At 67.2% G+C, this 12,094-nt stretch carries 8 protein-coding genes; 7 read left to right on the top strand and 1 reads right to left on the bottom strand.

All coding sequences use genetic code 11. The features are described from left to right. The first annotated feature begins 43 nt into the window (after nucleotides 1-43). A complete protein-coding gene (locus DUGA2_RS05455; protein ID WP_070267752.1) occupies nucleotides 44-253 on the top strand; it encodes a VF530 family DNA-binding protein in 210 nt (69 codons plus the stop codon). Between the two features lie 9 nt (nucleotides 254-262). Further along, complete coding sequence (locus DUGA2_RS05450) at nucleotides 263-544, top strand: DUF4404 family protein (RefSeq protein ID WP_070267750.1); 282 nt, start codon at nucleotides 263-265, stop codon at nucleotides 542-544. A 64-nt stretch (nucleotides 545-608) separates the two neighbouring features. Here the strand turns inward: DUGA2_RS05450 and DUGA2_RS05445 are convergent, their stop codons facing one another. Next, nucleotides 609-1,118 carry a DUF1269 domain-containing protein gene (locus DUGA2_RS05445; protein WP_070267749.1) on the bottom strand — a complete coding sequence of 170 codons (510 nt, stop codon included), beginning with the start codon at nucleotides 1,116-1,118 and terminating at the stop codon, nucleotides 609-611. 234 nt (nucleotides 1,119-1,352) lie between these two features. Here DUGA2_RS05445 and DUGA2_RS05440 point away from each other — a divergent pair, with 234 nt between their 5' ends. The 5 genes from DUGA2_RS05440 to DUGA2_RS05420 all read left to right on the top strand — a co-directional run bounded on the left by DUGA2_RS05440 (nucleotide 1,353) and on the right by DUGA2_RS05420 (nucleotide 12,090). Next, nucleotides 1,353-3,671: a YgiQ family radical SAM protein gene (locus tag DUGA2_RS05440; RefSeq protein WP_070267748.1), complete on the top strand. Its 2,319-nt coding sequence runs from the start codon at nucleotides 1,353-1,355 to the stop codon at nucleotides 3,669-3,671. A 196-nt stretch (nucleotides 3,672-3,867) separates the two neighbouring features. Then, entirely contained in the window at nucleotides 3,868-5,283 is a 1,416-nt protein-coding gene (locus DUGA2_RS05435) for a hypothetical protein (RefSeq protein ID WP_083296242.1), read from the top strand. Between the two features lie 159 nt (nucleotides 5,284-5,442). Next, nucleotides 5,443-8,241: an EAL domain-containing protein gene (locus tag DUGA2_RS05430; RefSeq protein ID WP_070267747.1), complete on the top strand. Its 2,799-nt coding sequence runs from the start codon at nucleotides 5,443-5,445 to the stop codon at nucleotides 8,239-8,241. Nucleotides 8,242-8,345: 104 nt separating this feature from the next. Then, complete coding sequence (locus tag DUGA2_RS05425; RefSeq protein ID WP_070267746.1) at nucleotides 8,346-11,135, top strand: type VI secretion system Vgr family protein; 2,790 nt, start codon at nucleotides 8,346-8,348, stop codon at nucleotides 11,133-11,135. Beyond that, entirely contained in the window at nucleotides 11,125-12,090 is a 966-nt protein-coding gene (locus tag DUGA2_RS05420) for a hypothetical protein (RefSeq protein ID WP_070267744.1), read from the top strand. The genes DUGA2_RS05425 and DUGA2_RS05420 overlap by 11 nt, the downstream gene beginning before the upstream one ends. The last annotated feature ends 4 nt before the right edge of the window (nucleotides 12,091-12,094 follow it).

The raw sequence follows: 12,094 nt of genomic DNA, 5'->3' as shown, positions 1-12,094 counted from the left end.
AGAATCGAGTCCGGCCCTTTCATTTTGTGAGTAAGATAGAACTATGAGTAACGAACTGCACGGCGTGACGCTGGAAGCCATCGTGACCCGTTTGCACGCGCATTACGGCTGGGAACAGCTGGGCCAACGGATCGATATCAACTGCTTCATCAGCGATCCCAGCGTCAAGTCCAGCCTGAAGTTTTTGCGCAAGACGCCGTGGGCCCGCGCTAAAGTCGAAGAGCTTTACGTCGCCACGCAATTTACCGACTAGGGGACTATTATGGACAGCAACCTGAAGGCATCACTGAGTTCTCTGCGCTCCAACCTGGCCAGCGCCGGGCCGATCGACGAGGAATTGCAGGATTTGCTGAAGCAGCTCGACGGCGATATCCGGCAGCTGCTGGAGCGCCGCGCCGCCGCCGAGGCCGCGCCGGGCGAGAGCACCACCTACGGCCTGGCCGAGCGCACCCAGGAAATTTCCGCCAAATTCGCGGCCCAGCATCCAAAACTGGAGCCGGCCCTGCGCGAATTGGGCAATATCCTGTCCAGCATGGGCATCTGAACCCGCCCTGCGGCACGGCAAGTGTTCGAGGACCCGGGGAACCCAGGTCCCCGGGCAGCCGGCGTTACGGAAACGCCAGCATCGGCGGTTCCATACCGCCAAAGCTGATTTCGGGATGACGCTTGGCGATCATCTCTTCGATTTCGTCGACGCGCCCCACGGGCACATCGACGATCAACAAAACCTGGCCCTGTTCGATGCGTTCGGCGAAGGGCTTGAGCCGCGTGTTCGGCACGGCCGCCGCATTCATGCCCGAGGCCCAGCCGCCGAAAATCGCCCCGCCCAGCGCCACCAGCAGGATGGCGGCGGTGCGCAAGGTCATGCCGTCCACCGGGAACATGGTGAGGAAGATGCCCGCCCCGAGGCCGACGATGGCGCCGATCACCACGCCCAGCTGGGCGCCGTGCACCAGATCGGTTTTCTGCATGAAGCTGACGTCCGGCATGTCCGACGGCAGCGCGTCCCTGGCCATGAAGCGCATGTGGCCGATTTCGATACGGGCCAGCAGCAGCTCGTCCAGCATGGAACGGGCGCTCGGTACGTCCGGCAGCATGAAATACAGTCGACGTCGCATGATGGTCTCCTGACGATGGGTATCTCTCCGTTATAGCAAAGCTGCCGGGCAAAGCAATGTAAATCCGTCATCATTTACACACAAGTGTTTGAATACTAAAAGAATTTTTCTTTCCATCATGAGCGGAGCGGGGGCATTTCCGGTACAATGCTGTCCGATATGAACACCCCTACCAATTTATTTGCGGCCGTCCCCAAGCGGTCTGCCCGCGCTGCCACAGCGCCTTTCCTTCCCATGTCCCGCGCCGAGATGGACGTGCTGGGCTGGGATCAGTGCGACGTCATCCTTGTCACCGGCGACGCCTACATCGACCATCCGAGTTTCGGCATGGCCCTGGTCGGCCGCCTGCTGGAGGCGCAAGGCTTCCGCGTCGGCATCATCGCCCAGCCGGACTGGCACTCGGCCGACGCCTTCCGCACGCTCGGCAAGCCGCGCCTGTACTACGGCGTCACCGCCGGCAACATGGATTCCATGGTCAACCGCTACACGGCCGACCGCAAGCCGCGTTCCGACGACGCCTACACGCCCAACGGCGAGCCGAACAAGCGCCCCGACCGCGCCGTCTCGGTCTACGCCCAGCGCTGCCGCGAAGCCTTCCCCGGCACGCCGGTGGTGATCGGCTCGATCGAAGCGTCGCTGCGCCGCATCGCCCACTACGATTACTGGTCGGACAAGGTGCGCCGTTCGGTGCTGTTCGAATCCAAGGCCGACATGCTGATCTTCGGTAACGCCGAGCGCGCGCTGGTCGACCTGACCCGCCGCATGGCCGACGGCGAGAGCATCAAGACCATCCGCGACCTGCGCGGCACGTCCTTCCTGGTGCCGGCCGGCTGGATGCCGAGCGAGGAGTGGGGCGTGCACAACAGTACCCGCGTCGACATGCCGGGCAAGATCGACCAGCATATCGACCCCTACCTGATGGTCGACAAGAGCTCGCCGACGACCTGCGCGACCGGCAACAAACCTGCCGACGATGTGAATCCGGCCATGGTCGAGCCGACCAAGGCCGCCCTCATGGCCGAGCCGGCGCCTGCGCCGGCCGAGGTGTACAAGCCGATCCGCATCATGAGCCGCGAGGAACGCCGCGCGATGGAGCTGGAAAAGCACCACAAGACCGTGGTGCGCCTGCCGTCGTTCGAAACCGTCAGCGCCGATCCGGTGATGTACGCGCACGCCTCGCGCGTGTTCCATCTGGAATCGAATCCCGGCAATGCGCGCGCGCTGGTGCAGGGCCACGGCGACCGCGACGTCTGGATGAACCCGCCGCCGCTGCCGCTGCAGATGGACGAGATGGACAACGTCTACGACATGAACTACGCGCGCGCCCCGCACCCGAGCTACGGCGGCGCCAACATCCCGGCGTGGGAAATGATACGCTTCTCGGTCAACATCATGCGCGGCTGCTTCGGCGGCTGCACCTTCTGCTCGATCACCGAGCACGAGGGCCGCATCATCCAGAGCCGCTCGGAACCGTCGATCCTGCGCGAGATCGAGCACATCCGCGACAAGACCAAGGGCTTCACCGGCATCATCTCCGACCTCGGCGGCCCGACCGCGAATATGTACCGCCTGGCCTGCAAGGACAAGGAAATCGAGACCACCTGCCGCCGCCTGTCGTGCGTCTACCCGTCGATCTGCGTCAACCTGGGCACCAACCACAACCCGCTGATCAAGCTGTACCGCAAGGCGCGCGCCATCCCGGGCGTGAAGAAAATCCTGATCCAGTCCGGCCTGCGCTACGACCTGGCCGTGCGTTCGCCCGAGTACGTCAAGGAACTGGTCACGCACCACGTCGGCGGCCTGCTGAAGATCGCGCCCGAGCACACCGAGCCGGACGTGCTGAGCAAGATGATGAAGCCGGGCATCGGCGCCTACGACGAGTTCAAGGCGATGTTCGAGAAGTATTCGCTGGAGGCGGGCAAGAAGCAGTACCTGATCCCCTACTTCATCGCGGCCCACCCGGGCACCACCGACGAGGACATGCTGAACCTGGCGCTGTGGCTGAAGAAAAACAACTTCCGCCTGGACCAGGTGCAGACCTTCATGCCGACGCCGATGGCCATGGCCAGCGCCATGTACCACTCGCGCAAGAACCCGCTGAAGAAAGTGACCGACGATTCGGAAGTGGTGGAAACCCCGCGCAGCCTGAAGCAGCGCCAGTCGCACAAGGCTTTCCTGCGCTATTACGATCCGAAGAACTGGCCCATCCTGCGCGAAACGCTGCGCCGCATGGGACGCGGCGACCTGATCGGCACCGGCGAGCGCCACCTGATCCCGCCGTACGTGGTCGGCGAGGAAAACTTCAAGTCGTCGCAGGGCAAGCGCGCGATGCCGATGCTGGCCCCGGGCGCGGACAAGCGCGGCGGCAAGCTGGCGCCGCCGGCCGGCGCCGGCCGCGGCAAGGCCAATGCGCTGACCGGTTCGCTGACGGCGCGCGCCTCGCTCGACACCAAGCCGCGCGCTTCCATTCTTGACACCATCAAGATCAAGAAGCCGGCCGCGATGGCGCCGGTCAAGGCCAAGGCCGCGAGGCCTTCGCGCAGCGGCAAGTAAGCCGCCCGCTCCGTCCCAAAAAGCAGCGCCCCGCACCGGCGCTGCTTTTTTTTCGCCAATTCCTTTAAAGAAATGTTGTTAAATACCCCCATCGGTGCAATTACATGGATAATTCAGTCCTGCTCCGGCGATGTGCGCAGCCCGCTTGCGGCTACACTGATTGCTCCGCAGACCTCATTCTGTGAACTGGAAGATCATGAAAAATTTTAAATTCTCGACCCTGTTGATGATCCCCGTGCTGGCCGTGCTGGCGGCCTGCGGCGGCGGCGGCGGCGGTTCGTCCACCGCCACGCCTACGCTGCAGAGCATCACCATCGGCAGCTCCGACAACGCCACCACCATCGCCATCGGCGCGGCCGCCAAGCAGCTGATCGCCACCGGCCGCTATTCGGACGGCAGCAGCAAGGCGCTGTCCTCGACCGGCGGCCTGGTCTGGGGACCGTCGAATTCCACGGTGCTGCAGGTTTCCACCAGCGGCACCGTGACCGGCAAGCTGGTCGGCACCGACACCATCACCGCCACGCAGGACAGCGTGGTCGGCAAGCTGGCCATCACCGTCACGGCGCCATGGGGCAGCGTGGTGGCCGGCGGCTACCAGACCATCGCCCGCAAGGCCGACGGCAATCTGTACAGCTGGGGCGAGAACATCAAGGGCCAGCTGGGCGACAGCACCACCATCAACCGCAGCGCGCCGGTGCTGGTGTCCGGCGGCGGCACCAGCTGGAAACAGGTGGCGCTGGGCGACCAGTTCGCGGTGGCGATCCGCACCGACGGCACGCTGTGGGCCTGGGGCTACAACCAGGACGGCCAGCTGGGCGACGGCACCCAGATCAACCGCACCGCGCCGACCCAGATCGGCAAGGACAAGGATTGGAACCTGGTGGCGGCCGGCAAGGCGCATGCGCTGGCGGTCAAGACCAGCGGCGCCCTGTACGCCTGGGGCCGCAACGACCGCGGCCAGCTGGGCGACGGCACCGCGATCAACCGCACCGCGCCGCTGAAGATCGGCCTGCTGCTGTGGTCGGCGATCTCGGCCGGCGAAACCCATACGATGGCGATCCAGCGCGACACCAACGACTTGTACGGCTGGGGCGGCAACACCTACGGCCAGGTCGGCAACCTGCTCAAGGTCGACGTGCCGGCGCCGGTCAAGATCGGCACGCTGAAATGGACCTCGCTGTCGGCCGGCGCCTTCCACACCGCCGCCATCACCAACTCGGGCACGCTGTACGCCTGGGGCCAGAACACCTACGGCCAGCTGGGCAACAACGGTTCGCTCGACCTGACCTCGCCGGCGCAGATCGGCACCGACAGCAACTGGTCGCAGATCGCGGCCGGCACCCAGCACACCCTCGGCCTGCGCAACGACGGCACGCTGTGGAGCTGGGGCGCCAACACCGAAGGCCAGCTGGGCACCGGCGGCACCGATGTCGTCACGCCGCAGCAGGTGGGCACCGGCAACAACTGGAAATCCGTGGCGGCCGGCAAAGCGCACAGCTTCGGCCTGAAGACCGACGATACGCTGTGGGGCTGGGGCCGCAACCAGGAAGGCCAGCTGGGCAACGGCCAGACCGCGGCCTACGCACCGATCCCGGTCAACGTGCCGAACTAGGCGGACCAGCCGGCGCCGTTCGCGGCCACACTGCAACGGACGGCGGGCGCAAGCCCGGCCGTCCGTTGCTTTTTCTGCCTGATTATTGTCAGATTGCGACGATATCCGCGCCCGAAGCGGCTACAATTTGAACTAGTTCGTTTCCCCTCTGGAACCCTAGTGCCTTTACGCGCCTCCGTCTTCCTCTCCGTTCGCCTGCTGCGCCGCTGCTGCGTCACCGCGGCCTTGCTGCCGGCCTGCTGGCTGGCGCCCGCCGCCGCCCAGGATCCGGTCACGCTGCAGCTCAAGCATAGCCACCAGTTCCAGTTCGCCGGCTACTACGCCGCCGTCGAGCAGGGCTATTACCGCGAGGCGGGGCTGGACGTGACCATCCTCGAAGGCTCGGACGGCAACGAGCCGGAGCGCGACGTCGTGTCCGGCAAGGCCGAGTACGGCGTCGGCGCCAGCAGCCTGCTGCTGGCGCGGCTGGCCGGCAAGCCGGTGGTGGTGCTGGGCGTGGTGTTCCAGCATTCGCCGTACGCGCTGGCGATGCGCCAGACCAGCGCCGAGCCCGACATCCGCCGCATCATCGGCAAGCGCGCGATGATCGGCTCGCTGACCGATGAACTGGGCAACGCCGACGAGCTGCTGGCCTACCTGATCAAGGAAGGCATCCCCGCCAGCAGTTTCCAGCGGGTCGAGCCGACCTACAACACGGCCGACCTAATCAGCGGCAAGGTGGACGCCATCGCGGTCTACACCACCAACGAGCCCGACACCTTCGACCGCCTCGGCTTCCCCTACGACATCTACAGCCCGCGCGCGGTCGGCATCGACTTTTACGGCGACAACCTGTTCACCAGCGAGCGCGAGATCGCCAACCATCCGGCCCGGGTGCAGGCCTTCCGCGCCGCCAGCATGCGCGGCTGGCAGTGGGCGATGAGCCACCAGGAGGAGATGGCCGACATCATCCTCAACAAGTATTCGCGCCGCAGCGACCGCGCCCACCTGCTGTACGAAGCGCGCCAGATGGTGCCGCTGGTGCAGCCGGTGCTGGTCGAGATCGGCTACCAGAACCCGGAGCGCTGGCGCCACATCGCCGACGTCTACGCCGGCCTGGGCATGGTGCCCAAGCATGCCAATTTCGACGGCTTCATGTACCGCGTCGAGTCCGGCGGCACCAGCCTGCTGTGGCTGTACCGCGTGCTGGGCGGCGCGGCGCTGGCGCTGGTGCTGGGCGCGGCCATCCATTTCAGCCTGCTGGCGCGCGTGCGGCGCCGCGCCAGCGCCGCCATCCGCACCGGCGAGCAGCGCTTCCGCACCATGTTCGAAGCCTCGCCGCTGGGCATCGCGCTGGTCGATTCGATCACCTACGAATACCGCGACATCAACCCGCGCTACCAGGAAATCGTCGGCCGCTCGCAGGCCGAGCTCAACGCCATGCGCTGGCTGGAGGCCGGCCATCCGGAGGACGTGGCCCAGGTCAAGCTGCAGATGGGCCGCCTGACCGCGCACGAGATCGGCAGCTTCAAAGTCACCAACCGGCTGTTCCGTCCGGACGGCGAGCTGGTGTGGATCGAAGTGTCGGTGACGGCCATCGAGACCGAGGCCGGCAGCCACCCGCACCACCTGTGCATGATCGAGGACGTGACCGACAAGAAGCAGAGCGAGGCGCTGATCTGGCAGCAGGCCAACTTCGACCCGCTGACGCAGCTGCCCAACCGCCGCATGTTCCACGACCGCCTGGCGCACGACATGCTCAAGAGCCAGCGCGACCGCTCGCGCATCGCCATCCTGTTCATCGACCTCGACCACTTCAAGGAAGTCAACGACACGCTCGGCCACCACCAGGGCGACATCCTGCTGGTCGACGCCGCCCGCCGCATCAGCGCCTGCGTGCGCAAGTCGGACACGGTGGCGCGGCTGGGCGGCGACGAGTTCACCGTCATCCTGTCCGAGCTGGAGGGCACCGAGCGGGTCGAGCACATCGCCCAGCACATCATCGACAGCCTGCGCCTGCCGTTCCCGCTGGGCCAGGAGCAAGCCTTCGTCTCGGCCAGCATCGGCATCACGCTGTACCCGGACGACGCGCTCGACATCGACGACCTGCTCAAGCACGCCGACCAGGCCATGTACGCCGCCAAGGGCGCCGGGCGCAACCGCTACAGCTATTTCACGCCGACGCTGCAGGTGGCCGCGCTCAACCGCATGCGCCTGACCAACGACTTGCGCGGCGCCCTCAAGGCCGAGCAGTTCGAGCTGTACTTCCAGCCCATCGTCCACCTGAAAAGCGGCCGCATCCACAAGGCCGAGGCGCTGATACGCTGGAACCACCCGCAGCGCGGCGTGGTCAGCCCGCTGGAATTCATCCCGCTGGCCGAGGCCAGCGGCCTGATCGCCGACATCGGCGAATGGGTGTTCCGCGAGTCGGCGCGCTGCGTGCAGCGCTGGCGCCAGCAGCACCATCCGGAATTCCAGGTCAGCGTCAACCAGTCGCCGCTGGAGTTCCAGCGCGAGGACGGCGCCTACGACGCCTGGCTGCGCCATCTGCAGTCGCTGAACCTGCCGGGACAGTCGGTGGTGGTGGAAATCACCGAGGGATTGTTGCTTGACGCCAACGCCACGGTCAGCAACAAGCTGCTGCAGCTGCGCGACGCCGGCATCCAGGTGGCGCTGGACGATTTCGGCACCGGCTACTCGTCGCTGTCCTACCTGAAGAAGTTCGACATCGACTACCTGAAGATCGACCGCTCCTTCACCCGCAACCTGGCGCCCGATTCCAGCGACATGGCGCTGTCGGACGCGATCATCGTCATGGCCCACAAGCTGGGGCTGCGGGTCATCGCCGAGGGCGTGGAGACGCCGGAGCAGCGCGACCTGCTGGCCGCCGCCGGCTGCGACTACGGCCAGGGCTATTTGTTCGCCCGCCCGATGCCGGCCGCGCAGTTCGACCAGCTGCTGCGCCAGCAAGCCGGCTGATTTCAATCGTATCACTCTTGCCCAACTGAGCTAACTCAGGTGTAATGCCGGATAAATCATAGTAATTTACTAATTCCGGCATCACATTTGAAGGGCTGCGATCCATGTTTGCGCTGTTAGACAGTTTGACCCAGGACCACCGTATCCTCCGGCTGACCACGCCGTTGGGGGCCGACACCCTGGTGGCCGAATGCCTGCGCGGCGAGGAGGCGCTGAGCCAGCCCTACCGGCTGACGGTGACGGCGCTGTCGTCCGACGCGGCCATCCCCTTGAAATCGCTGCTGGGCCAGCCGGTGCTGCTGGAACTGATGACGGCCGCCAGCCGCGACCAGCTGCGGCCCTTCCACGGCCACGTGACGGCGCTGCGCATGCTGGGCGCCGACGGCGGCCTGGCGCGCTACGAGCTGAGCATCGGCCCGTGGTACGCCTTCCTCGCGGCCGGGCGCGACAGCCGGGTGTTCCAGGACCAGACTGTGTTCGACATCCTCGACGCCGTGTTCCATGGCTGGCAGGACGCCGGCAAGCTGGTGCCGCAGTGGCGCTACGATATCGCCGACCGCGCCATCTATCCGAAGCGCTCGCTGACCTGCCAGTACCAGGAATCGAACCTGGCCTTCGCCGAGCGGCTGATGCGCGAGGAAGGCTTGTTCTACTACTTCGAGCACAGCGGCGACGCCGCCAGCCCCGGCCTGGGCAGCCACACCATGGTGATCGCCGACCACAACGGCAGCTTCCAGCCCAACGCCCAGGCCACGGTGCGCTACACGCAGCCGGGCGCGGTGATGAAGGAAGACGCCATCGACCGCTGGCGCAGCGAGCTGCGCTGGACCGCCGGCGGCGCCGACCTCGCCAGCTGGGATTACCGCAGCAATGGCACGCGGCCGGTGTCGGCCGCCAGCGTCAGCGCCGACCCGGCCGCGCCGGCCTGCCGCGACGCGCCGGGCGCCTACGCCTACAGCTCGCGCGAGCACGGCCAGCGCATCGCCGAGCGCCAGGTCGAGGCGCTGGAGGCCGGCCGGGAAATCTACACCGGCGCCGGCACCGTGCGCACGCTCAGCCCCGGCACCACCTTCACGCTGGAGGGCCAGGCCGTGCTCGACGCCGACGAAGGCGGCGAGCGCAGCTTCGCCATCACCCGCGTGCTGCACCTGGCGCACAACAACCTCAGCACCGACATCCAGCACGCGGCCACGCAGGCGCTGGGCGTCAGCGCGCTGGCCGAGGCGATCGCGCGCGAACAGGGCGGCAGCCTGCACGCGGTCGGCGCCGCCAAGGGCGAGCGGCCGCTGTACCGCAACCGCATCGACGCCATCCGCAGCAAGCTGCCCTACCGCAGCAGCGACGCCGACGGCCACGGCCTGCTGCTGCATCCCAAGCCGACCGTGCGCGGCCAGCAGACCGCCATCGTGGTCGGCCCGGCCGGCGCGGTGATCCACACCGACCGCGACCACCGCATCAAGGTGCAGTTCCACTGGCAGCGCGGCGAGCAAAGCCACAGCCGCCTGGCGCATCCGGCGCCGGACGGCCACAGCGGCGCGCCGGCCGACGACCAGGCCGGCACCTGGGTGCGCATCGCCACCTCGATGGCGGCGGTGGCCGGCGCCAACTGGGGCGCGGTGGCGGTGCCGCGCGTCGGCAGCGAGGTGCTGATCGACTTCATCGACGGCGACATCGACCGGCCGGTGGTGATCGGCAGCGTCTACAACGGCAGCGGCGCGCGCGACGCGCAGAACAACCAGGTCGGCCAGGGCGCCGGCGTGGCGACCGGCAACGCCCCGGCCTGGTTCCCCGGCGAGGGCGGCGCGCACGCGCATCCGGCCGCGCTGTCGGGCATCAAATCGCAGGCCATGAACGCCAGCCAGAGCGGCGCCGGCGCCTACAGCCAGCTGGTGTTCGACGACCATCCGGGCGAACCGCGCGTGGCGCTGCAGCGGCACGCCTCGCCGCACGCCGGCACGGACGAGCTGAACCTGGGGCATCTGCGCCACCAGAGCGATAACCAGCGCCTGCAGACGGCCGGCTTCGGCGCCGAGCTGAAGACCGCGCACAGCGCCGCGCTGCGCGCCGGCCAGGGCTTGCTGCTGTCGGCCGACGCCCGCAGCGGCGCCAGCGGCAGCCAGCTCGACTCGCGCGAGGCGCAGGCGCAGATCGAGCAGAGCCGGGAGTTGCAGCTGTCGCTGGCCGAGACCGCGCAAAAGCACAACGCCAAGCTCAAGGATGAAGCGGAACCGGCCAAGCTGGCCGCGCTGGCGCAGATGGAGAACAGCGGCAAGGTGGTGCAGGCCACCACGGCAGGTGCTGGCGGCGAGCATGGCGGCGACGGCAATGTGACGGCCTACAGCGAGCAGCATCTGCAGTTGTCTAGCCCGGCCGGCATCGCGGCCGTGACGCCGGCCAGCGCGCTGCTGGCGGCGGGCGGCACCAGCAGCCTGAGCGCCGGGCAGGACATCAATTTCGCCGCGCAGGGCAATGCGCTGCACCTGGTGGGCAAGGGCATCAGCCTGTTCACCTACGGCAAGGCCAGCAGCGCCGACAAGCCCAACCAGGAAACCGGCATCAAGCTGCACGCGGCCAGCGGCAAGGTCAGCGTGCAGAGCCAGTCGGACGCGACCAAGCTGACGGCCGACAAGCTGATCACCGTGGCCAGCGTCGGCAAGAGCGTCACGGTCGGCGCCAAGGAGCATGTGATGCTGACGGCGCAGGGCGCCTTCCTCAAGCTCGAAGGCGGCAACATCATGCTGCACGGGCCGGGCACGATGACGTTCAAGGCCAGCATGAAGGAGTTGACCGGGCCGGCCAGCGCATCCAGCCAGGCGACGCTGCCAACCGGCAAGCTGGCTGAATGTCCATCCGCGCTGTCCGACGCCGCCAGCGGAGGCGCCAGTGCCATCTAAGCTGGAGCAACTGCGCAGCGGCATCGACCGTCTGACGCCGCTGTTTGTCTTGATCGATCCGATGGTGGGCGAACCCTTGCCGGGCATCGGCGCGCCGGAGCCCGGCGCCGATATGAACCTGCTGCGCAAGCAGCTGTGGCAGAGGGAAATTGTCGGGACCGCGTTGGCGAAGGCGATCGCCCTGCCGCCGCATTTGCATCCGTATCTGGTGCAGTTGCATGGCCCGGACGATCCGCTGCTGGGTTTGACCCTGGACCTTGCGGAGGATGAGCGGGCCGCCGCCCAGGCCGGCGGACTCGATGGCGAGGGCCGGGCGGCGCACCGCATCGGCGGTTGGCTGCAAAGCAGCATGCAGTCCGAGGAACTGGCCGGGCTCGTGGCCAGCATGTGCCGCCTCGACACCGACGCCTACACCAAAGCCACGTATCTTCGGCTGGGCGACCGCCGGGTGCTGGATCTGTTGTGCCATGTGGTGGACGCCAGCCGGGTCGCCGGCCAGTTCGGACGCCTGCAAAGCTGGGACTATCTCGACCCCGCAGGGCGCTTGCGCCGCCTGCGTTCGCCCGGCGAGCAAGCGGCGCCGTTGCGCTTGAGTGCGGGGGAGTGGCAGCGCCTGGTGCGCGGCGAGCTGCTGCACCGGACCGTGGCCCAGTGGCTGGGGGAGATTGCGCAAACGGATGGCGTGCCGCCGGAGGTGCTGTACGCCGCCGCCGAAAGCGCGGTGGAGCATGCCGCCAGTGCGGCGCGGGTATGGCCGCACCGATTCAAGACTGCCGGCGATGAGGCGGTATGGGCCGTGCTGTCGCTGCTGCATCCGTCGCTGCCGCACGCGCCCGCTGTGCTCAAGCTGCTTGCCGACTCCGGCTCGGAAGACGATCCACCCGAACCCATGCGCTATTTGCACCGCGATGTCCGCAGCCTTGCGCAGCAGGCCAGCGCCGTATTGAATCGATAGAAAA

The organism is Duganella sp. HH101 (assembly GCF_001758795.1).
Classification (GTDB): Bacteria; Pseudomonadota; Gammaproteobacteria; order Burkholderiales; family Burkholderiaceae_D; genus Rugamonas; species Rugamonas rivuli.
The sequence above is the reverse complement of the archived record's forward strand: the minus strand, read 5'-3'. Positions and strand labels throughout refer to the sequence as shown.